The sequence below is a fragment of the Virgibacillus sp. LDC1 genome (assembly GCF_025792345.1).
GTDB classification, from domain to species: Bacteria; Bacillota; Bacilli; order Paenibacillales; family Paenibacillaceae; genus Paenibacillus_AQ; species Paenibacillus_AQ lautus.
The window spans coordinates 3,388,645-3,409,105 of the sequence record NZ_JAOXLZ010000001.1; the positions used below are offsets into that span (position 1 = coordinate 3,388,645).

General features: G+C 52.0%; 18 protein-coding genes and 1 tRNA gene. 8 read left to right on the forward strand and 11 right to left on the reverse strand.

Going from position 1 to position 20,461, the window contains the following annotated elements; all coding sequences use genetic code 11:
• Window position 1 precedes the first annotated feature (1 nt).
• A complete protein-coding gene (locus OHJ21_RS15265) occupies window positions 2-964 on the forward strand; it encodes a YqhG family protein (RefSeq protein WP_486020440.1) in 963 nt (320 codons plus the stop codon).
• A 159-nt stretch (window positions 965-1,123) separates the two neighbouring features.
• The gene (locus OHJ21_RS15270) at window positions 1,124-2,254 is read left to right on the forward strand and encodes a hypothetical protein (protein ID WP_486020441.1); all 1,131 of its coding nucleotides are present in this window, start codon (window positions 1,124-1,126) and stop codon (window positions 2,252-2,254) included.
• Window positions 2,255-2,508: 254 nt separating this feature from the next.
• Here OHJ21_RS15270 and OHJ21_RS15275 read toward each other — a convergent pair whose 3' ends face one another.
• The gene (locus OHJ21_RS15275; protein WP_100539482.1) at window positions 2,509-2,700 is read right to left on the reverse strand and encodes a YqzE family protein; all 192 of its coding nucleotides are present in this window, start codon (window positions 2,698-2,700) and stop codon (window positions 2,509-2,511) included.
• A 151-nt stretch (window positions 2,701-2,851) separates the two neighbouring features.
• On the opposite strand from OHJ21_RS15275, the gene OHJ21_RS15280 reads away from it, so the two are divergent.
• Complete coding sequence (locus tag OHJ21_RS15280; RefSeq protein WP_486020442.1) at window positions 2,852-3,646, forward strand: N-acetylmuramoyl-L-alanine amidase; 795 nt, start codon at window positions 2,852-2,854, stop codon at window positions 3,644-3,646.
• A gap of 202 nt (window positions 3,647-3,848) precedes the next feature.
• Entirely contained in the window at window positions 3,849-6,089 is a 2,241-nt protein-coding gene (locus tag OHJ21_RS15285) for a methyl-accepting chemotaxis protein (RefSeq protein WP_486020443.1), read from the forward strand.
• A 179-nt stretch (window positions 6,090-6,268) separates the two neighbouring features.
• Here the strand turns inward: OHJ21_RS15285 and OHJ21_RS15290 are convergent, their stop codons facing one another.
• The 3 genes from OHJ21_RS15290 to OHJ21_RS15300 all read right to left on the reverse strand — a co-directional run bounded on the left by OHJ21_RS15290 (window position 6,269) and on the right by OHJ21_RS15300 (window position 7,934).
• Entirely contained in the window at window positions 6,269-7,156 is an 888-nt protein-coding gene (locus tag OHJ21_RS15290; protein ID WP_486020444.1) for a divergent polysaccharide deacetylase family protein, read from the reverse strand.
• A 220-nt stretch (window positions 7,157-7,376) separates the two neighbouring features.
• Window positions 7,377-7,691 (reverse strand): DUF6944 family repetitive protein, encoded by a 315-nt coding sequence (locus OHJ21_RS15295; protein WP_486020445.1) that lies wholly within the window; start codon window positions 7,689-7,691, stop codon window positions 7,377-7,379.
• A 159-nt stretch (window positions 7,692-7,850) separates the two neighbouring features.
• Window positions 7,851-7,934 (reverse strand) — tRNA-Leu (locus tag OHJ21_RS15300).
• Between the two features lie 181 nt (window positions 7,935-8,115).
• Between OHJ21_RS15300 and OHJ21_RS15305 the strand changes: the two genes are divergently transcribed.
• On the forward strand, window positions 8,116-8,535 hold the full coding sequence (locus OHJ21_RS15305) for a YhjD family protein (protein ID WP_486020446.1): 420 nt from the start codon (window positions 8,116-8,118) through the stop codon (window positions 8,533-8,535).
• 80 nt (window positions 8,536-8,615) lie between these two features.
• On the opposite strand, the gene OHJ21_RS15310 is transcribed toward OHJ21_RS15305, so the two are convergent.
• From OHJ21_RS15310 to OHJ21_RS15325, 4 genes are all read right to left on the reverse strand, one after another.
• Complete coding sequence (locus OHJ21_RS15310) at window positions 8,616-8,945, reverse strand: carboxymuconolactone decarboxylase family protein (protein WP_486020447.1); 330 nt, start codon at window positions 8,943-8,945, stop codon at window positions 8,616-8,618.
• A 70-nt stretch (window positions 8,946-9,015) separates the two neighbouring features.
• Window positions 9,016-9,234, reverse strand: a complete 219-nt coding sequence (locus tag OHJ21_RS15315; RefSeq protein WP_076325776.1) for a hypothetical protein — start codon at window positions 9,232-9,234, stop codon at window positions 9,016-9,018.
• Window positions 9,235-9,353: 119 nt separating this feature from the next.
• Window positions 9,354-9,683, reverse strand: coding sequence for a hypothetical protein (locus OHJ21_RS15320; RefSeq protein ID WP_071221736.1), 330 nt, complete (start codon window positions 9,681-9,683; stop codon window positions 9,354-9,356).
• A gap of 216 nt (window positions 9,684-9,899) precedes the next feature.
• Window positions 9,900-10,469 carry a xanthine phosphoribosyltransferase gene (locus tag OHJ21_RS15325; protein ID WP_127591468.1) on the reverse strand — a complete coding sequence of 190 codons (570 nt, stop codon included), beginning with the start codon at window positions 10,467-10,469 and terminating at the stop codon, window positions 9,900-9,902.
• A gap of 252 nt (window positions 10,470-10,721) precedes the next feature.
• Between OHJ21_RS15325 and OHJ21_RS15330 the strand changes: the two genes are divergently transcribed.
• Complete coding sequence (locus tag OHJ21_RS15330) at window positions 10,722-11,768, forward strand: YkvI family membrane protein (RefSeq protein ID WP_486020449.1); 1,047 nt, start codon at window positions 10,722-10,724, stop codon at window positions 11,766-11,768.
• A gap of 48 nt (window positions 11,769-11,816) precedes the next feature.
• On the opposite strand, the gene OHJ21_RS15335 is transcribed toward OHJ21_RS15330, so the two are convergent.
• Genes OHJ21_RS15335 through OHJ21_RS15345 form a run of 3 tightly spaced genes read right to left on the reverse strand, consistent with a single transcriptional unit; the run spans window position 11,817 to window position 17,479 of the window.
• Complete coding sequence (locus OHJ21_RS15335; protein ID WP_486020450.1) at window positions 11,817-15,014, reverse strand: AAA family ATPase; 3,198 nt, start codon at window positions 15,012-15,014, stop codon at window positions 11,817-11,819.
• 11 nt (window positions 15,015-15,025) lie between these two features.
• Window positions 15,026-16,315, reverse strand: coding sequence for a metallophosphoesterase family protein (locus OHJ21_RS15340; protein WP_486020451.1), 1,290 nt, complete (start codon window positions 16,313-16,315; stop codon window positions 15,026-15,028).
• A gap of 27 nt (window positions 16,316-16,342) precedes the next feature.
• Entirely contained in the window at window positions 16,343-17,479 is a 1,137-nt protein-coding gene (locus OHJ21_RS15345) for a glycosyltransferase family 4 protein (protein WP_100538456.1), read from the reverse strand.
• 108 nt (window positions 17,480-17,587) lie between these two features.
• On the opposite strand from OHJ21_RS15345, the gene OHJ21_RS15350 reads away from it, so the two are divergent.
• Complete coding sequence (locus OHJ21_RS15350) at window positions 17,588-18,751, forward strand: GGDEF domain-containing protein (RefSeq protein WP_486020453.1); 1,164 nt, start codon at window positions 17,588-17,590, stop codon at window positions 18,749-18,751.
• Between the two features lie 190 nt (window positions 18,752-18,941).
• On the forward strand, window positions 18,942-20,330 hold the full coding sequence (locus tag OHJ21_RS15355) for an RsmF rRNA methyltransferase first C-terminal domain-containing protein (RefSeq protein ID WP_486020454.1): 1,389 nt from the start codon (window positions 18,942-18,944) through the stop codon (window positions 20,328-20,330).
• Window positions 20,331-20,461 lie beyond the last annotated feature (131 nt).

Below are 20,461 nucleotides of genomic sequence, written 5' to 3' on the forward strand. Positions count from 1 at the left end.
TATGACCATGACGCCGCAGGAGGTGCAGCAGCACTTCATGGCCTATTTGGAAGCCACCGAATGCACCGTCATTGAAAAATCGCCTGAGCACGTCACCGTGAAACTGTCGCCGCAAGCTGACAAAATGCTCACCAACCGCCCGTATTACTGGGGCTTCGTGGAACGTACCGGCGCTCCCGCCGAAACGTTGTCGTTCAATTTCGTGTTTGATCCGGAAAAATACGACGAACGGCTGGCAAAGACCAAAGAAGCCGAAACCAAAGCGCAGCTCGCTGCGCCTGCGCAGGATCCGCTCCTGGCCCGCTTTTATGGGAATGCCCCGGTGCTGCCTATCCTTGGTCCCGGCCGCATTCAGCGGGAGAACATCGGCTACGGCAGCAGCCGGCTCGCACAGATCTGGAATGCTTCCCGGGAGGAAGGCAAATGCGTCTATCTGTTCCAGCAGCGCGAGACCGAGCCGCGTCCGCGAGCCCGTTCCACTCCGTATGAGCAGTGGCTGGGCGTCTGTTTCAAGGTGGAGTTCAGCTGTGATCTGAAGCGGGAGGAATTGTTTTTTCTCGGCATCTCACTATCCAGCCGTTCGATCGCCCAAGACTTCCCGGCGGTCCTGAATGGACGCGAACTGACGCCCCGCTTGCCGGAGAGCGTTCATGTCCGCCCGGCTGCGCTCACCTTGCAGCAGGCCGTAGATGCGCTGGAGAACCATCTCATCGACAAGCTAAGCAAGCTCGACTATGACTGGGCCACAAAAGCAAGAGAACGTCTTGAAGATGAACTGTTGGTCATCGACAGCTATTACGAGGACCTGCTCAAGGAGCAGGACGAAGAGAAAAAAGCGCTCATCGAGGAGCAATATAAGAACCGCCGGTCCGAAATGCAGTGGCAGTACGAGCCGAAATTGAGCTTGTCCGTCATAACCTGCGGTCTATTTCATCTATGTTCGCCTGTGGGTGCGTCATCATGACGCCCCTCTACAAAAGCAGGCAAAAAAAGAACCATTCTCCCTTCTCCTGCCGCGACAGCTTGCAACAGCCTTTGCAGAGCTTGTCCGATATGATGATTCCATCACATCCATGGCGCGTAGGGCCAAGGAAAGGCGGTTAATGATTTGAAACGGTGGAACATGAAACTTCATAACCCTAATGACAAGGATTTTAAGCCCAGATCACCCTATAATAAGCAGTTGAGCCGATATCGAATGTTGTCTGTCTCCGTTATCGTAACGACCATCCTGTCGTTCAGCACGGTCCAGCCGCAGGCAAGCATAGCTGCTGCAAGCCAAGCCGATGTTTCCAATTCTGCGGATAGCCTTAGTCTGACAAGCACTCCGTTTACAGCGGATCATCATATATTAGGTATTTCAGGTGTTAATCCGAACAAAGCCGTGGCTCAGGTGCCCGGGAGTTTGATGGACTTTGCTGAGGAGACCGTCGCTCAATTATCGGCCCATGCGCCATTTACGACCTGGGACGAAGCAAAACTCGAATTCACCCCGCTCGGTCCGGGCACGCACGGCTGGCTGGTCACGATTTCTGCTGAAGGACTGCCGCAAGGATACATGATTATCAGTGCAGGAGAAGAGGGTGGATATATCCTAAGTGAATACGGGATCGGCTCGACCCTTCCCTACAGCCAAGCTCCGCTGAAAGAGCGGCTCGCTGCGGAAGGTCTTATGAAGGCCGGAGGATCATTGCCTCAAGGGAGCATCGTGCGTAAGCTGTATGAAGTATCCCCTGTCTGGCAGGTCCAGCTCCCCGGCAAAAAGCCAGTCTATTTTAGTGCACTGAACAGCGAAGCGCTCCCGGATGAGCCTCAGAAGACACAAACAAAGACTAAGCCGGTATCCATATCCCTGCCTGCCGCAGCCAAAGGACTCGTGGCTTCATCCACGTCGAATCGTTGGTTTGCCGGAACGCCCTCCATCGCATCCGGGGACTCTCTTGATCCTTACGATAATCTGCTGTGGCTGACCTCAAGCAATCTAACGGCCCGAAGCAGCGCCGATCTGCGGAATTTACTGCAGGAGCACTCCACCCTGATATTCAAGTCCAAAAAAGGCAATGCCGCTTACGGCGCACCTTTTAACTTAACCGGCTGGCATCGCTGGTCATCGGGGAATCAGGAGAACCCGGCTGCGCTATATGTTTCGGTTCCCTTGCGGAATACGGACACCCTCCGTTTCCTGCCGGCATCCCGGTTAATCGGGCAGGGACAATTTTATGCTCAGCCGGAAGAATACGGCTTCGGCAGCTAACAAGCGATTTACGAATATCATATGCCATCCCATACAACAGCCCTCATTCCTGCAAAATATGCCATAAATGACAAAAGGACGCGGCCCTTTCACAGGGCAGCGTCCTTTATGATTTCACGGCGTTTTACAACATGTTCACCCACATGGGTCGACAGCCATCCAGGAGCTTGGTCGCCCCAAACCGGAGATCGTGCGCACATGAAGCAACTCGCACGATGTACAAAATGCGGATTCATAATAACATGCAGCAGCAGCTACTTTGTCTTTTTTTTGCGTTTGGTGGTTACATCCTCTTTCCACAGCGACATGGAGAGCGGAATCATGCCGAACCACCTTGTGGTCCAGGATTCCTTCACCTTCGCCTGGCGCCGAACGTCCTTAGGCGTATCTATATAATGAACCACGCGTTCGGTAATGTACTTGATCAATTCATCGCCGCTAGCCATACGAATCAACTCCTTATGGTTTTTCCACATCCCAGTATCAGTTTGCTCCATTTCGATCGATTCTAGACGCACGCACTTGAACAGCATGATTTTTCCGCCAAATGCACATTCTAAAAAAGCCGAAAATTTTACGTGAAAGAAGGGAGCCAACATGATTAAGACAGCCATGGTATGGATGCTTCTCTTTACACTGGTACTCCCGAGTTCTGTTATGGAAGCCTATCCAGTGAAGGAGCAAGCCATGACGCGCCCCGTTCATCCCATCCCCATATCGACAACAAGGCTTCTGACCGAAACGCCGGAATCCACCCACTCTTCAGGGCAGGAGGTCGACCAGTCAGAACTAAGGCAACTGCACCCTTTTGCCCATGATGTCATTATGATCGATGTGGGGCATGGCGGAATCGATGGAGGAACGTCGTATGGAGACATTCTCGAAAAAGATATCAACCTGGCCATTTCGCGCAGACTGTTCATGCTGCTTCGCAAGGAAGGTTATCATGCCGTCCTGAACCGCGATGCCGATTACGCGCTTAGCGACGACAACCGTTGGCATCGAAGCTCCTCGAGACATCGCCGCGATCTGTCGCAGCGCAAGCAGCTCAGCAGTGAAATCCCGACCAAGCTGGTGGTCAGCATTCATGTGAATTGGGGAAAGAACTCGTCCAAGCGCGGAGGCATCGTTCTGCATCAATCCGAGGGACGCAGCACCCTGCTTGCGGACACCATTCAAGAGCAGTTGAATCTGGTTTACCGTAACAACAATCACATCATGGTAGGTAAACCATATTATCTGCTGAATCAAACCAAAGTACCCGCCGTCATTGTCGAAACCGGCTTTCTCAGCAATATGGAGGACCGGACATTATTAACCGGCCGTAACGGTCAAATGCAGATCGCCGAGGCCATTGCCGACGGGATTATCAGTTATTTAACAGCCCTGTAGTTAGGGGCTGTTTTTTTGCTATATAGACCTGCCTGCTCCAATAATTAGGTCTATCAGCCTTATATTATGTAACTTTAATTAACATCAATATGAAAAAAGTATCATTTTTTTTGAAATTGTGATAGAAATTTCGGGATATTATGATAGTATAACTAACATATAGAAAGATAGATTACTCAAATAGGAATTGGGGGAGATCGCGATGTTGGACTGGCTTGGCTATCGCCAGGGACTTCCGCTCTGGATTTCATGGCGTCTGAATCGTAATTTGAAGAACGATGTTGAAGACATATTCGAAGGTATTGCCGAAACGCGTAAAGACCTGCTGTTCACTTGGAGTTATGAGTATTGGGGACATCTGGAACGACTGAAGGAGCAGCTGAACAAGGATAACCCCCATGATTCGCAAGTCGGCAGCGAACGTCCTCGCCCTTTGTCTTCAGACACCCGGTTGAATCAGGAACAGCTCTTCTCTGCCTTGTATTCGCGCGCTACCGACTTTACGGAATTATTCTTGTTGAACCCCTCTGGTGAAGTCACGTACTCTACATATGCTTCACACATTGGAGCCAGCTATAGCAACAGCAGCCCTCTGGGCCAAGCGATCACCTATCTTACCGGTTCAGACACCGGCAAATTGCTCTTTGGGCCATATGCCGACCCCATCACGTTGACCATTGGCCCGCGATCCTCTACCTTTCACGACAAAATGACGCTCCTGTTCATGAATGCCATCTACACGAACGGCACGTTTGCCGGCATCCTGTGCGGCCGTGTGCCGAATGACGTGATCGGAGATTTAATCCAGCGGGAATCCGGCCACGTTTACCCTGATTCCGGCGACAACTACATTTTCATGTCCAAGCCCGAAATGAATCATCACATCGCTCCCGGAACCGCTCTTTCCAGAAGCAGGTTTGAAGATCGAACCTTTACTCATGGCGAGAACCTGAAGGACGGTGTTACCACCGATTGGGGAACCGTTTCCGTTAAAGAGCATACCGAGCTTGAGCTTATCTTCACCGATCCGGCGACGGGTCAGCTGCACCCGGGAGTAGCCAATACCATTGCGAACGGAAGCAATCTGTTCGTGGTCTTTCCGGGATATTCCGATTACCGCCACATTTCCGTGATCGGCAAAGGCGTCACGTTCCGCTTGCCCCATTGTCCGGATGTTTGGGGAATGATGTGCGAAGGAGATTTGGAAGAGGTTTACCGCATTCGCAGCATTCGCTTTAGACACGCTAAGCTCCATGGCGGATCCACCCTTTTGTCCAGTATTCTGATCGCTCTCATTGTTTATGTTGCTGCTGCTTATGGGTCACCTGCATTCGCCGCAATTGTAGGAGGATTCGCCTGCTTGGTCTCTGGCCTTCTTACCTCTTCCCTGGTCGGCCGTAAAGAAATCGGGCGCTTCGCAGATCGTCTTCGCAACCTCAGCCGGTTCATCCGCATGAATGCCGAAGGCAGCGGCGATTTGACGCAGAGGCTGGATATTCACCGATTCGATCAGGACGAAACGCGCGAATTAGCCAAATGGATCAATAATATGATCGACTCCCTGGAAAGCATCATGATGCAGGTGAAATTAACGGCAGGCGATGTTTCCGCCAGCCAACTGGTCATGAATGACACAACGGCCGTCACCGTTACCTCCGCACAGCGTGTCAGTGGCAACATTAGCGAGATGATTCGCAGCATGCGCAGCCAGCTGCAGGATATCGATGCGGTGAAGGAAAGCGCGGAACAGATGCGGGAGACCCTACGCCAGCTGGAACGGCAAGCGAATCAACAGATTGATGTAGCCAAGAATGAAGTGGTCCGTATCGGAGACAAGATGTCACATATCTCCTCAAAAGTCGAGGAAACGAATCAGACGATCCGGAATTTCATGGGAACCGTTCAGGAGGTCACCGGCGTGCTGCACGCCATCGAGCAAATATCCTCCCAAACCCATTTACTGGCCCTGAATGCTTCGATTGAGGCGGCGCGGGTCGGAGAACACGGACAAGGATTTGCCGTGGTTGCTAGCGAAATCCGGAAGCTGTCCGAACTGACCAGACATTCCACAGAAGAGGTCCATCGAATTATCAGCCATATCTATAAAGACGCCCAGCAAGCCGTGCTATCAATGAAGGAAGGTACCAAGGTCGTGCAAGAAGGGAATCTGCTGGTTTCCGCCGCCTCCGAGTTGCTCGCCGCCGCTGCCGAGGATGATCTGCGAAAGCATCAGGCTGTTGATAAAGTGGTACAGCTCATGGAGAAAATTGCATCGGTCAGCAAGGAGAACCGGAAGATTTCCAAGGATGTGGAGAGCAAGGTACAGGAGCTTACACAGGAAATCGAAAGCGTAAGGTACACTTCCGGCAATGTTGAAGTTATTGCAAAATCCATGCAGCAGCTGGTAGGACAATTCAAGCTCACCGATTCCCGTATCCGATAAATTGAATGCACCTCAACATAAGTACAGCCTTCCATATAGGGATCCGAATCACCGGGGCCTTGTATGGAAGGCTATTGTTTTTTATGGCCGTGCAGGGAGTGGGCTGACCATTGCCCGATAACCTTTTACCGTCCAGTTACTCACAATGCCATTACATTGCCATCGGTTCTGCAATTGCGCTAATGCGCACGAAGCGGATCAGGCCTCCAGCTTGAATGCTCTCTGACCAGATCGCTGATACCGACAAACTCCACCTTTGTCTGCAGTTTCGGAATGGTTCCTTTCAGTGCTTCTGCCGTTCGCGTTCCATATTTGCCGACATGGCCAATGGCAATGCAGGATGTTCTCTCTTCCGCATGCTGTGCCGCAGTCTGCAGCTGCTTGCTCACGTGCTGAACGGTATGAACATCATCCAGGAATATGTCATTGGCGATGGACGGCATCCCCTTCTCCGCTGCCAATTTGCCAACCACGCTGCGGTAGTTTGTCTTGCTGTCGATAAAGAACAACCCTCTCTCCCTGCATACTTCGAGTACAATGGACATGACCCGCTCATCCCCGGTAACCTTGGAGCCCATATGATTATTAATCCCTACGGCGTAAGGGACCGAATCGATTGCCTCTTCCATGCGTTTACGAATCTCCTCATCGGTGAGCGAACTCAGAATGGCACCCGGTCCAAGCCAGGAAGATCGTCCTTGCTTTGGCTCCATGGGCATATGGATAATGACGTCATGGCCTTGACGATGCGCGGCTTCGGCGTCCTTCACGCTTGTCGACAAAAAAGGCATCACGGCGACCGTGATCTTGACAGGCAGATTGAGCATTTCCTGAGTCCCTTTCTGATCATTGCCAAAATCATCGATGATGACGGCTAACTTTTTAACTTTCGCTTCTTGACCATGCCTGCTGCTCCCGGATTCTTTGTGCATCTCTTTTGTTTCTTGATGATGAGAAGCTGCCGCTGGGATCCTCATCACTCCCGCCCCATATCCGATCTGACCTGCGTTCACGAGGATCCATATCACACACAGCAAGATAGCCGATTTTTTATATACGTTCCGCATGGTTACTCCCCTTTCCATTCATTTTCATGCTAATGTACACCTAACCGTATTGTTTGAGAAAAGGTATGCAAATATGTAAGCAAGGTGCATTCAGCATAGACACACAACCTTTTTACTAAGAAATAAAAACAAGACACTTCCCGTCGCCGGAAAACGTCTTGTTTCATATTCCTTATTGATTCGGTTCAGCTCCCCTTCAAAAAGTAAAAAGCATCGTCATTCAGGAATCTCTCGCTCCCGCAATGACCTGCAGCGCATTTCCGACGGATTGCAGAAGATTGCCGGCCACCGTCAAATCGTTGGCTTTCTTATTCGCAGCCGTGCCCCGCAGCTCCGCGGTAATTTTAGCCTGAGCGGCGTTGGCTATCGACTGCATCGCATTTCCAAGGATGGAGAGCCGTTGACCTTCATCCTGCTGCTTCCTTCTTTTGGACAACATTTTCGTTTGACCAAGCGCGGCAATATTCGTCCCCAATGCTTGCAGCCAAGCATAGGCCGCGAGCTGCTCCTGAGGATCCAATGACTTAGCTGGCAAGGCAATCCCTTCTTTCAACTATCCATATATTTCATTATTTAATATAATACGCGCATCATTTATTTTGGTTAAAGTCTTACATCCCGCCCCTTCCAAATCTAAACACAAAAGAAGCTCGTAAACTGCTAAAAAGCAAGTTTACGAGCTTCTTTAGAAGAATGCGGTCGAGAGGACTCGAACCTCCACGGGGGTTAGCCCACACGGACCTGAACCGTGCGCGTCTGCCAATTCCGCCACGACCGCGTATCATGTTCATCGCTTATAGGAGACAAGTCCTTATCAGCGGCGACAAGATATATAATATCACGCCATGTGAATCGAGTCAACATTTTTTTTGAACTTGATTAAAAACCTGTTTTTCGGTTAAAATAAGAACATAAGTTCTCATTCAATGACCATTTTCTATATAAAGGCGGTGATGTTGATGGCCATACCGGCTGTTACGACGGAGGAACGAGCATTGATCAAAAGTTACCTGCTGCTGATGTGCATCCATAAGGTGTTTGAAAGGGATTGCCGAATCATTCAGGAGAGCGGTGTCTTCAAGAGCCCTCAATTGTATGTAGAGGTTGTGGGGAACGGGGCCAAGCGGGCTGCTGTGCTTCTTCGTGAGGTGAAGCAAGAATTTACCAAGCGGGCGATCAAGGTGTATGATATCGGGCAAAACCAGGAAGGAATCCAGGCGCGATATGCATGTCGGGGTTACATTGGTTCGATGAACATTCTATGGCCATCCTTCCGTGAGGAGATGATGGACCGCATGCGAGCCTATCTTGGACTGGTCTCGCCCGAGACCGAGTCCTCTGAGCAAGCCCATCCTCCTGCAGCTGTTTCCGCCCGCTAAATCGCTGCCCCTTAAACAGAGAATAACCGTCTCCCCCTGAACAAGATTGCTCCGGTGAGACGGTTATTGGTGATCGCGAATCAATGAAGATTATGCTGCACGCGGGTCAGTCCCTGCGAGAGAGCATGTCCCGCACTGGCGGCAGACGCCACGGCTACAGCCTCCATAATCTGCGCATCCGAGGCTCCCTTCGCACGAGCTTCCTCCATATGATAGAAGGTACACAGCTCATTATTGGCAAACAGTCCGATCCCGAGTGCGATCAGCTGCTTCGTTCGTTCATCCAGCTCGCCATCCTGAAAGCAGACGCGGGTGAACTGATGATACGCCTCTGCCATATCCGGCATGCTCTGCTTCAAATTCAGAATTTCATTCTTATAAGCCGAAACCTTGTCATTGGACATTTCCATAACCTAAAGCACCTCTTCCACAAAAAATTTGATGCGAGGTTAAGTTGTCCGACGAGTGCGAGATCTATGCCTACTCTTCGATCGGGCTTACTCTTGGATCTTTTTTAAGCTGGTAGCTGTAGCGGCGATCCAGTTTAACGACCCGCCGGTTTCTGCGGCGTATAATGACCTGCTCGGGGTCCCAGGCTACGACAAAGCCTATAATATCATTGGTCTCCAAGCCATCCCGCACAACCCGGACCAATTCGCCGGAGAGCCTAAGCTCATCAAGTCTTTCATCGCTAATCATCACCATACCTCCTTCATAAACTTACTGTGCAAAAAAAGACCTAAATGAGATCATTTAGGTCTTTTGAATGCGTTGCGATATCGACAAACATCCCGACTAAGAGATGTTCTATATACCCATTAACGCTGTGCCGGCTCGATACTGTCATTCTTCTCGTACCAAAAATCCAGAACGGTTGAAGACATGACGCGCTTTTCGATATATTCTACCTGCTGAGGCGTAAACTGTTCCTTCCACTCGAAGGAAACCTCCTCACACAATCCGGCAATCGTCAGCAGTTCTGACCAGGCAACATAGCGTTTGTACCAGAAAAACTGAGGATGTTCAATCATATAGGGATATAGATCATCAAACTCCGTATGTTTACAATCCAAAGCACGTTCAAAATGTACCTTTGCTTCATTCAGCTTCTCAATCAAAAACGGCTCGGTTACAGGTTGTTTCCCCATGGTGCTGCCTCCTCTCTCTTGCCTACCTCTTTATTATAAGCGAAAATCACGGAGGCGAAAAGATTTTGTTGTGATTTTAGGCTGAAATGCATTTAAATTCGTCTACGAATTTCCATGATTACGCACGCCAAAGGCCAGGGTACAAACGTTCATGACTTAAGGCCTACCTTTCAGCTCTATCCTGTCATGCCATAAGCGCTTGATATAATCCTGATCCTAGCTGAACGTAATCTTGCCGTCCTCAAGCGACGATATGGTGACAAGCGACTCCACATGAACATTCTGTTCGCGCAGCGTTCTCGCTCCGGCCTGGAAACTCTTTTCAATCACAACGCCAAGCCCGATTAATTCCGCCCCTGCCCGTTCAATGATCTTGATCAGGCCTCTTGCAGCGTCTCCGTTCGCGATAATGTCATCAATGAAGAGCAATTTATCCCCTTCACCGATAAACTGGCGCGATACCATAATGTCCGTGACAATGCCCTTGGTGAAAGACGGAACCCGCTCACATAAGGCGTCTGGATCGGCGAGCAGCGTTTTTTTGCGCCGGGCGAATACCATGGGGACTCCCAATTCAAGCGCCGCGGCAAATGCAACAGAAATGCCGGAGGATTCCAGCGTCACGACCTTGGTCACGCCGCTCTCTTTAAATCTCGCCGCAAATTCCCGGCCCATATCCATAATTAAAGCCGGGTCCACTTGATGCGTCAGCAGGGCATCCAGCTTCAGCACCTGATCCGACAACACGACACCTTCTTTGATGATCCGCTCCTTCAACCAATCCATCCCAAAGACCTCCCACGATTCCTTTGTCGTAAAAGTAACATATTCCTCCCTGTACGGCAAGTATAAACGGATACTCCGTCATTTAACTGTACGGTTTCCGTCATCATTCCTGACATTGATCTCCGCTGCCCGGAACTAATCATGGGTCATGCCTCCGGCCAAGGACCTGGGACAGGTAGGAGTCATGTCCCAGCTGAGCCAAGCATACCTTGTACTATGCAGAACGATTAACTTTCAAGGGGGATGCGGGGCTTGCGTAATTCTATTCGTGTTTTACAGATCGCCTTTACATATATCGGAACCATCGTTGGCGCTGGCTTTGCTACCGGACGGGAAATCCTTCAATTCTTTACCCAATATGGTCACTGGGCTACCCTTACCATTCTGCTTACGACAGGACTATTCATTTGGCTCGGAACGAAAATCATGACGATATCCAGGCGGATCGGGGCCAAATCCTTTGAGGACTTGAACAAATTCCTGTTTGGAGAGAAAGCCGGCGTGTGGATCAGCCTCTTTATGTTTATCATTTTGCTTGGAGTCAACAGCATCATGCTTGCCGGCGCGGGCTCTGTTTTTGTGGAGCATCTAAATTTGAATTACCAGACCGGGTTGTTTGTCACGATGATCGGAACCTATTTCATTCTCAGAAAAGGCATCCAGTCCATCATGACGATGAATAGTCTCGTTGTGCCCATGATGCTAACCTTATCGCTTGCGATTATTTCTCAGACGATTCAAACGCCGGGTGCCACCCGATTCTTAACCTTGACTACGGACCACAGCCTGCCTTCGGTTTGGCTTGCGCCCCTGCTCTACACCGCCTTTAACCTGGTAATGGCGATGCCGGTGCTGGTCCCGCTCGGGAGCCAGACCGAAAGCGCCCGCACCGTAACCTGGGGAGGCATCATTGGAGGTACGGGTGTAGGCTTTATGCTGATGGCAGCACATTTTGCGATGTCCGCCCATATGCCCGGCATCGCCCAATTCGAAATCCCGATGGGCAGCATCGCCAACCAGCTAGGCTGGCTGGTGCAGATCATCTATCTCATTCTGATCTTCCTTGAAATTTTCAGCACCTTCGTGGCGAATATCTACGGCATTACCCTGCAGGTTCAGCAGCGAACCTCGCTCTCGCCCAGAGTGATTACCCTTGGTATCATGGTGTTCTGTTATTTTTTCAGCCAGTTCGGATTCAGTTCCTTGCTCTCTCTCCTCTACCCGATGTTCGGGGGATTGTGTCTGCTCTGGGTGCTCCGACTGACTTTGTTCGGAATCCCCGAAATCAGGGGGAAATAAAGGGGCTTTCCCAAAGGATGGTAAATCTGCCTTTGGGAAGCCCCCTTCTTATGGCTGCATCGTGATGAATTGTGCATTGGGTATGCGTTCCATGGTTTGCTCCGCAACATGTCGATGACACGTCATCATCACGATTTGCCGGTCTTGCGACAATTCTGAGAGAAGCTCGAGCGCATATCCGAGCCGTTCCCCGTCAAAATTAACAAACAGATCATCAAGCAATAACGGCAACCCCGCCGCATGCTGCATCGATTGGATCAAACCGAGCCGCATCGCCAAATATAACTGCTCCGCCGTGCCGCGGCTTAGCCTGCAGCTCTCCACCCATTCACCAGTCGGGCGTTCTGCCAGCAGGCTCTGATCCCCCATCCGCATGACAATCCGGCTGTACATGCCGCCGGACAGTATGGAGAAGTACCGGGATGCCAGCTGCAGCACCTGCGGCTGCTTCTCTTCCTCGTACATGCGGCGCGTGCGTTTGATAAATTCGGAGGCCATCGAACGTACCGCATATTGCGAGACTAATTCCCGCAGGGCCGATCGCTGCTCCTCCAGCTGCTGCAGGGCGGAATCCTGATTTCCCGCTGCTTCCAGTGACTCTCTCTCCTGAAGCAGCCGCCCCCGCCGTTCCTGGAGCTCGTCCCGCAGGCGGAGCGCGGCGGATACGGCTTCCTCCTTCTTGATGCATTGTGCTTCAAGTTCCGCACCATCCGTCAGCTCCAACAGCTGTTCAAGCTGCCGGCGACCCGCTTCATCCCATCCGCTGAACATGGTAATTTCGTGATGGCGGATCGTGCGAACAAGTTCCTCACGGCGCTTCGCAGCAGCTCCCATACGAAGAAAGGTCTCTTCGTCTGCCGATTGGGACGATGCAATCAGAGCCGCTTTGCGCAGCTGCAGCCCTTCCCGCTCCTCTGCAATCGCAGCCCCCTCTTTGCGCAGCTCTTGTATTCGCTCTGCAAGAGCCTTCCTCTGTCTTGAGTCCTCTTGATAGGTCTTCCATCTGGAATGGACGTTGCCGAGCTCAGCGACGGTTGGGATTCGGCTGCCGTTAGCGTCTCCTTGGGGATCCGCCGCAAAGATCTCATTGCATTGGATGATGTAATCCTCCGCCTCTTTTAACAGCACGTCCATTTTCACTCCAAGCGATTTCTGCTGCCGGATCAGCTCCTGCCCCTGCTCCACTTTGACGAATACGTCCAGCATCACGTCAGGCGACAGACTCTGCGGGAGTGATCGGGACATAAGCCAATTCTCCCACTGCCGTTCCAGCTCCAAATATCGCTTCTCTTCCTGATCAATGGCGCCCTGAACCGTTAGTAGTTCAGTCGCTTGCAGCGCAGCCTTCTCCTCAGCCGCCGCACAATCGGACGTCAATCGATCAAGCCGCTGCCTCCATGCTTGCCAGCCCTCCATCACGGATCGAAGCTCGCGCATCTGCGCCTCCACCATGAAGGGGTCGCGAGCGAGAGCTGCGTTTTTGTCCCTTCGACTGCCCGGAATCGTGCTTGCTGTAGCCGCCGCGTAAGGAGCAGAGACGAGCCTGGAATAGAGATGATCTACATGCTCCGTTCCCTGCCCGTCTTGAACCTGGGTCTCATTCGAAGCCGCACCATAAACCTCCCGGCTGCGTTGACCGCTCCAGAAAACATAACCCATACCAATCAGCATCACGATACCTGAGACCACGGCGGCTTCCGTGGTTGCCGTCCATAACAATACGGCTACCAGCAGGAATGTCATAACAGCCATTCCCGCCAACAGACCCGCGTACATCTGAGGGAATCTGTCCCTCGACGACTGACGCGTGGAAGCAGGCTCAGGCTGAGTTCGGGTCAATCTCCGTTCACGCCAACGCTCGATCTCCAGCTGCAGCTGATTCCACAGTGCGGCGGTCTCCTGGGGCGCTGCCGGCTTAATCATGGCAAAAGCCTCTTGTCCCCGGTCCATCTCCTCGCGCAGCTGCCGCCTGGCTTCTCGCAGGGCCGATTCGGCTGCCGCTGCAGAACGCTGGGCCCCGCGCTGTTCAATGAACAGCGCCTCCATCCGGCGATCATACCCGGCAAAGGCCGTACTGATTCGCCGTACCTCCTCGCGCTCCGAGGTGGATAAAGGCAGAGCCAGCAGCTCTTGCCGGGTCCATGCCGGATCAATTTCCCGAAGCAGCTGTTCCAGCCGAATCTCTTGAGATTTATATTCGGCCGTTAGCTCGGCAAGCTCCCGGTTTCCGGCTTCGTGCAGACTTCGTTTCGCCCACAGCTCCTCAATCCGTTCGCCATACTGTTCCATGAAACCATTCAAGGGGAGAGCGCTCAGCTTATGCTCCGCATCCTCGATCGCCCGCTCGGTGCGAATCGACTGGGCGAGGAGAAGGCGCTCCTCCTCCTGCATCTTTTCGTAGCGGGTGATTCCATCCGGAGGAAAGTTGTCACTGTCCATCAGTTCCTTCAATTCCAACTTGGCCTCACGCCATTCCAGCCAAGCCGGACGAATCTCCTGCGCTTTTCGAAGCAGCGACAAATCCTCGGCGTCCCTGGTACGCTCCTGCTCCAGCAGGCTCAACCGTTCCTGTATTTCCAGAATGGATGTAACGGTCTCGTTATAGCGGGGAACGAAAGTCCGACTCTCCGAAACCTGGGTTCTTAAATGCTCGATGGACTGCAGCAGCTTAGCTGTATGCTGAACCTTTCCACGCGGCTTATACAGCTTGTCCATCTCCTGGGACAACTTGCGTTCGGCCTCCAGTATATTGCCCCCGCCGCCGATTCCGGCATGGAACAGGTAACCGCTCATCTCGGCAGATTGCAGACTGCGGATTTCCTGCAGCTCGCTTAACGAGATGGCAAACAGCTGACGAAACATATCCCTGGACACGCCGCCCAAGGCATATTGCTCCAGCTCCTGTTGTCCAAGTTCGATCACGATCCCGTTATCCGCTAGTTTATGAATATGTACGCGCTCGCCTCTGCCGGTGGCTGAATGTCCTTCTCTGGAACGGCTGTAGCGCCGGATCACCCAAGGCACTCCCTCCTTATCCAGAAAACGCAGCTCGCCGCCGTGAACGCCTTCCCCCGAAGGCTCGCCGCGTTCTGCCGGCGAGCCCTTGCCCGGAAATCCGTACAGCATGGCTCTGATAAAATACAGGACGCTGCTCTTTCCCGCTTCATTCGGCCCATACAACACGGTTACAGGAGCATCGATCGCAAGGCTCTTGTCCCGGACGGCTCCGAAGCCTTGAATGTTCATCCGCTCTAGTCTCATATACCGGCACCTTCCCCTTGCGAACGGTCGCGGAGCAATAACCCTAAGGTCAGTTCCTCTGCTCTACTTACCCAATCCAGCATTTCCTCGGGACTGATCTCGTCCAGCAAAGAACGGATTTCCGCGTGCTCGAGCAGAGGCTCCAGGCTCTTGGCAACAACCCCGTCAGGATCTTGAACCCGTCCCTGTTCTCCTCGAACAAGACGAAGCAAGTCCCCTGCAAAGCTGTCTTCCGCAAGCAGCCTCTGCCTGTCGATCGCGTCCCCGGAATGAAGGGAGAAGCTCTCGATCCAGACGCATCCCCGATAGCCGCATGTCTGCCCCTTCGCGGCCTCTCTTCTCCGCAGATCGGTCAGCAGCTCATCGAGCACATATCCGCCTTCAAGCTGACGATGAACCGGACCTCGTCCGGTAATCCGAACACGGATCATGCTCAGTCCATCCGCGTACGCTGTGGCTATTTCACTCAGAATGGATTCCAGCGAGCGTCTCCATTCATCGACATCCTGACAGGAATCTAGTGGCGCTTCAACGATGTTCCAGCGCATGGAATCGAGCTCATGGAAGCTCAGCTTTGTGTTGAAGTCCCCATCCACATCGACGATATAACATCCCTTTGGCCCCGTCTCCCGAACATGACGTCCCTGGACATTGCCCGGATACACAATATAAGGAGATTCCTGCAAGGTTCGACGGGAGTGAATATGTCCGAGCGCCCAATAATGAAATCCGGCCTGGATCAGCTCCCTTTTTGTACAGGGTGCATAGGTTTCGTGCTGGGGATCCCCATCCACATTCGCATGCAGAAGTCCGATATGGTAGAGCCCGGATGACGGGGCAGGATAGCGTAACGCAATATTATCCGTGACCTTCGAGGTCGGGTACGACATGCCGGCGATGACCGCCACTTCTTGACGATCCGATCGGCGAACAGCCGTTACGCTTGCAGGTTCGGCCCCAAACACATGGACATGGGAGGGGAGCGTCATGGACAGCTTGGTGCTGTCCAGCGGATCATGATTGCCATGGATCGCATATACCGCAATCCCTTCCATTCCCAGACGGTTAAGGGAATCCAGGAAGCGAAGCTGCGCACGCAGCGAAATGTTGGAGCTGTCGTAGATGTCCCCGCTGATGACGATAAAATCAACCTGCTCGTCGATGGCGAGTTTAACGAGGCGCTCCAGCGCCCTGAACGTAGATTCCTGTACGAACGACCGCAGCTTGTCATCGAGTCCGCTTATGCCGATAAACGGACTGTCCAGATGTAAATCTGCAGCATGCATAAATCGAAAAGAAGTCATAACCGATCCCTAACTCTCTATCTTAGGTTGAAATTTCAAATACATTTTTTTCAGTTCATTCACGGATCTGGACAGGGAGTATTGATTCTTCGCCTTATCCGAAGCGGTCCGGGCGAGCTCGTAACGATAGAGCGGATCGCTGATGACCTTCTCAAGCGCAACGCTGAGTGCCATCGGATCCTCCGGCGGTACCAGCAGACCGTTTACCCCATCCTCAATCTGCTCGGCGATGCCGCCGACATCGGTGCCTACCAGGGCAAGACAGCTGAGTGCCGCTTCTGCGAACACCGAGCCGAACGCCTCCGCTCTTGAAGGCAGTACAAAGATATCAAAGAACGGCATGAACTCTTCAGGATGCAGCGTATATCCGTAAAAAATCGTCTCCTGGTAGATGTCCAAGGTTTTGGCCATCTCCTCGAGCTCCTGACGGGAAGGTCCGTCGCCGATAATATGGAGGACGTAATCATACCCTTTGCGTTTCAGTTCCGCGCAGGCTTGGAGCAGAATATCCAATCCTTTTGCAGGTACCAGACGGCATACCGTAATCAACTGCGGAACCGCATTTTCATGAGGCACCGGTTTAAATCGTTTATCATCAAATCCGTTATGGATGACCCCGATCGATTCGGGCGTATTCACGTACGGAGCCATGTAATCCTTGAAGGAGTTCGACACCGTCAACAGACGGTCGCTGATATGCTCAAGCTCCTTATATAAAGAGACCAGAAATCTGTGCTCCAGCCCTCCTTCTTTGATTCTTCCGTTCAGGATGAGCTCGCGCTCGTAACTGGAATGCACGGTTTGGATGAGCGGAACCTCAGGGAATACGGCTTTCATCGACATGCCTGCAATCGGATGATGGCTATGGATAAGATCATAAGGCTTTTGAAGACGCAGACGTGTCCACCACAGGTAATCCCGGTAGGTCTGAAGGTATTTGGCTACGATCGGACTGTCTTCGAACTCTTTCCAATCAAAGGTGTGGAATATCGGATCCTCCTGGCCTTTGTTGCGGATCCGCTTGGGCAGCCAGAACATCTCCATCTCCCAACGGGAGGAATGAAAACGCTCCTGCAAATAAGGAATCATGGACGAGACGCCGCCCGGCTGTTCAGGAGGGAAGAATAATGCTTGAAGAAGTTTCATGGGGATCCCCCTTTCTCTAAATCTCTTTTCAGATTCTTTTTCGATATGATATATTAGAACATATGTTTCATGCAAAGGAAACCTATCCCTACTCAGGAGTGAATCGATTTGTCCTATGAATTGAGCTACTGGTCCACTTCTCCACTACCCACCATATTTGCTGTATGCGGAGCTTATATCGCGCTCATGATGCTGATCATGTGTCTCTTTATGTACAGCAAGCAGCGCAAGAATGCTTACATATATATGGCGGCAGCCTTCTTCTTCATTATGACATACGAGGGTCTGAACATCCATTCAGCTTGGACGGGAAAACTTGTTTTTTCACCGGAATCGGACGTCCTCCGTTTCATTCAGCTTTTTTCGTTTGTCCTGCTGAACGTCTCGGTTGTCATGCTGTACCGTAAAATCAAGACCATGCATTATTGGCTTCCCTTGTTGTCAGCCCTACTTCTTATGCTTCCGCTCATTCTTCCCTCATTTCTTCCTTACACCCTGGACCCGATATGGCAAAGCATATATTTTGATGGTTTTCAGCTCGTTTCGTTCTACCTGGCTTATACCCAAGTCACCCCGCGGATCGGACAGCCGATCAAATATGCGATTGGACTTGCCGTTTACGCTTTCTCGGCTATTCTGCAAGCCATACATACCTATTCCGGCAGTCTGTCGCCCGTTCTTCAGGGACTGGCACTCGCGCTGCCAGTGCTCTTCTACAGCATCGTGTTCTTTATCCTGTTCAGACGCATTGTCGAGCTGATGCAGTCCATCTACCGGTCCGCCATAACGGACGGATTAACAGGGCTCTACAACCGCAGGCATTTCATGAAGTATCTGGACCATTACGCGTCTCAGGAATTGAAGATATCCGCGATCTTCTGCGACATCGACAATTTCAAGAAGCTGAATGATACCCAGGGCCATGCCAGAGCCGATGAAGTGCTGAAGCAGGTCGCCGCCATTATGGAGGAAGAGCTTGAAGGTATCGGAATTACCGGCCGGTATGGCGGTGAGGAATTGGTCGCCCTGGTGGTTGACCGTAAAGTCAAACCCGCCCAGGTCGCCGAAAACATCCGTGCCAGGGTGGCAAGCGAGAGCATCGTGACCATCAGTATCGGCTACAGCATACTGCGCAAAGGCGTTCGCGGCGATGAACTCATGAAGCAGGCCGACAAAGCGATGTATCATTCCAAAACGACCGGCAAAAACAAGGTGTCCGATTACCGGTCATTAAAAACCTCTTCAACCGAACCAACGGAATCCGCCGGATAACACAGGCGCATGCTGCCCACTATATGAAGTGGGCGGTCTTTTTTTTGCTTGACATTTCTTTACTACGCCTGCGGCAACGTGATAAACTAATGACCGATTCCTTAATGCCAGAGAAAAAAAGAACTCTGAACTGGGTTTTTTGCCTTAACTACAGCATGTACCTTATTCTAAAGAAGGAGCAATATAACGAATGAGAAAGGAACTATTGCCTGTTGGCTTTGTCGCCAGCATGAATGATATTCTCGGGGATGCCTCGTGCGATTTTTGGGACAGCTACGATTTGCCCCGCACCCACGGGCTGCGTCTTAACCAGCTGAAAGCGGTTCATGCCGCAGACAGCGTAAAAAACCTCATCCGGCAATTCCAGCTGACGCCGGTTCCCTGGTGTGACACCGGATACTATTATGATGAAAGCCTGCGTCCAGGCAAACATCCCTATCATGCTGCTGGACTATATTATATTCAAGAGCCCTCGGCAATGTCCGCGGTCGAGCTGTTGAACCCTCAGCCCGGAGAGACCATCCTGGATCTTGCGGCAGCTCCTGGCGGCAAGACAAGCCATATTGCCTCCAAGATGATGGGCAGGGGACTGCTTGTCTCCAATGAGATCCATCCCGAACGGGCGCGGATTCTGGCCGAGAACGTGGAACGTATGGGAATTATGAATACCGTCGTTACGAGTGCGGCACCGGATCAGCTATCCCGCCGTTTCGTTGCCTGCTTTGACCGGATCATGCTTGATGCGCCATGCTCCGGTGAAGGCATGTTTCGAAAGGATGCCGCTGCGATTGAGGAATGGTCTCCTGAACATGTGGATCTGTGCGTTGCCCGGCAGTGGGACATTGTCCAGGAGGCGTACCCGATGCTCAAACCGGGAGGAACCCTGGCTTATTCCACCTGTACGTTCAACACGGCGGAGAATGAAGAGATGATTGAGCGCATTCTTTCGCAGTATCCCGATATGGAGCTGCGTGAAATGAAGCGCTTGTGGCCCCACTTGGAGCGGGGGGAGGGGCATTTTGTTGCTATCTTGGTCAAATCGGCGGCTCCCGAAGCTTTAAATGAAGACCTCGGTTACTCTGCGGTCAGCAGTAAATCCCCGGCTAAATCAAACCGAGGCAGCAAACACACGCCTGCGCTTTCCGCCCTGACTGCATTTCAAGATTGGGCGAAGCAGGACATCCCAGGATTTGAGCTTAACGGCGGTACTCCGATATTGTTCGGTGAGGAACTGTACTGGCTTCCGGTCAGTGAGAGCTTGGCATGGAATGACAAGCAGCTAAAAGGATTGAAGATGCCTCGTGCAGGTCTGCATCTGGCTCATCTGAAGAAGAACCGAATCGAACCGGCACATGCCCTCGCCATGTCCTTGCATCCTGGCCCAGCTGCCCGCAGCTGGGATCTGCCTTCAGATTCAGCCGAGGTAGCTGCTTATTTGCGGGGAGAGGTGCTCTCCATTCCTTCCGAATACCGGGGATGGACGTTGGTGACCACGGATGGATTACCTCTGGGTTGGGGCAAAGCCAGCGGCGGACAGCTCAAGAATCACCTGCCCAAAGGCTTGCGAAATCCCAAGTAACCCTTCCGAACCGAATACCGATGGAACATAACCATGTATAACATACGTTCAAACGCGTAAAAAAGGGCTGTCTCTCTGCATAAACAAACAGAGAGACAGCCTTCACTATATCCACCTAACCAAACCGAACG

Excerpts from the sequence above, each read along its gene's own strand:
- OHJ21_RS15265 (WP_486020440.1), top strand. The coding sequence starts at position 2 with ATGACCATGACGCCGCAGGAGGTGCAGCAGCACTTCATGGCCTATTTG.
- OHJ21_RS15270 (WP_486020441.1), top strand. The coding sequence starts at position 1,124 with ATGAAACTTCATAACCCTAATGACAAGGATTTTAAGCCCAGATCACCC.
- OHJ21_RS15275 (WP_100539482.1), bottom strand. The coding sequence starts at position 2,700 with ATGGCTAGCGGCGATGAATTGATCAAGTACATTACCGAACGCGTGGTT.
- OHJ21_RS15280 (WP_486020442.1), top strand. The coding sequence starts at position 2,852 with ATGATTAAGACAGCCATGGTATGGATGCTTCTCTTTACACTGGTACTC.
- OHJ21_RS15285 (WP_486020443.1), top strand. The coding sequence starts at position 3,849 with ATGTTGGACTGGCTTGGCTATCGCCAGGGACTTCCGCTCTGGATTTCA.
- OHJ21_RS15290 (WP_486020444.1), bottom strand. The coding sequence starts at position 7,156 with ATGCGGAACGTATATAAAAAATCGGCTATCTTGCTGTGTGTGATATGG.
- OHJ21_RS15305 (WP_486020446.1), top strand. The coding sequence starts at position 8,116 with ATGGCCATACCGGCTGTTACGACGGAGGAACGAGCATTGATCAAAAGT.
- OHJ21_RS15310 (WP_486020447.1), bottom strand. The coding sequence starts at position 8,945 with ATGGAAATGTCCAATGACAAGGTTTCGGCTTATAAGAATGAAATTCTG.
- OHJ21_RS15315 (WP_076325776.1), bottom strand. The coding sequence starts at position 9,234 with ATGATTAGCGATGAAAGACTTGATGAGCTTAGGCTCTCCGGCGAATTG.
- OHJ21_RS15320 (WP_071221736.1), bottom strand. The coding sequence starts at position 9,683 with ATGGGGAAACAACCTGTAACCGAGCCGTTTTTGATTGAGAAGCTGAAT.
- OHJ21_RS15325 (WP_127591468.1), bottom strand. The coding sequence starts at position 10,469 with ATGGATTGGTTGAAGGAGCGGATCATCAAAGAAGGTGTCGTGTTGTCG.
- OHJ21_RS15335 (WP_486020450.1), bottom strand. The coding sequence starts at position 15,014 with ATGAACATTCAAGGCTTCGGAGCCGTCCGGGACAAGAGCCTTGCGATC.
- OHJ21_RS15340 (WP_486020451.1), bottom strand. The coding sequence starts at position 16,315 with ATGCATGCTGCAGATTTACATCTGGACAGTCCGTTTATCGGCATAAGC.
- OHJ21_RS15345 (WP_100538456.1), bottom strand. The coding sequence starts at position 17,479 with ATGAAACTTCTTCAAGCATTATTCTTCCCTCCTGAACAGCCGGGCGGC.
- OHJ21_RS15355 (WP_486020454.1), top strand. The coding sequence starts at position 18,942 with ATGAGAAAGGAACTATTGCCTGTTGGCTTTGTCGCCAGCATGAATGAT.